A 749-nucleotide genomic window follows, 5' to 3' on the forward strand; every position below is an offset into this window, starting at 1 on the left:
TCTTTGCATTGATGGTTTTGTTTCCCATCTACTTTGATGCCATTTCTCTTTATATTGTTACTTAGACAGGTAGGACATTTGATTTGTAGCGTTATTTTCATACCTCTATTTTATCAAAAGCCATATTATTTTTTTCAGCATACTTTTTGAAACACCACCAAATAAATCTCAGATAAACTAATAATATAACTAATCAAGAAACTGAGTATCAGATTGAAATTAGAAACTGTTGTATTTCACATATTTTATGTTTTGACGTAAATATTACTGGTTCATATACTGATAAAAAATAATTTTAAGATCAATTGGTTATATGGTGATGTACTATATAACAGTAATTACATACTTAAGGGATCGATAGCAGAAATTTTGTGTTTATCTAGCCTAGGTGTAACTTTATCTGAAGAAATGAAAAATGCTATTTTAGGTTGTTATCCATATTCTGAAAAAGTAGCAGGTAGAACAATCGAGTTAATTGTAGAAAATTGGGAAGATCATAAGTTTAATGGGTTTGATCTTAAACTTATAATATCAATACCCAGAGCAAGATTAACCTAGTAAGCACATTAATTAGAAGAAACACAAACCTAGGCCTATTATATGAAAGTTCTGTGCAAAAGGGGGCAGAGTAAAACTTGAAGTGCGACATAAACCACCTAATTAATTTAAAGGGTTTATGGAGTATATAAAATTGTCATACCATCATCTTAACTTTGAAGATCGTACTGCATTAATGCTTGAGTCAAGAA

Annotated in this window: 1 pseudogene; it reads right to left on the reverse strand. The window is 29.6% G+C overall.

Annotated elements, in window-relative coordinates:
- Positions 1–101, reverse strand: a pseudogene (locus MF4640_RS19235) (IS1 family transposase); the annotation flags it as partial.
- Positions 102–749: the final 648 nt, after the last annotated feature.

The sequence above is a fragment of the Acinetobacter sp. MF4640 genome, assembly GCF_002018895.1.
Lineage (GTDB): Bacteria > Pseudomonadota > Gammaproteobacteria > Pseudomonadales > Moraxellaceae > Acinetobacter > Acinetobacter johnsonii.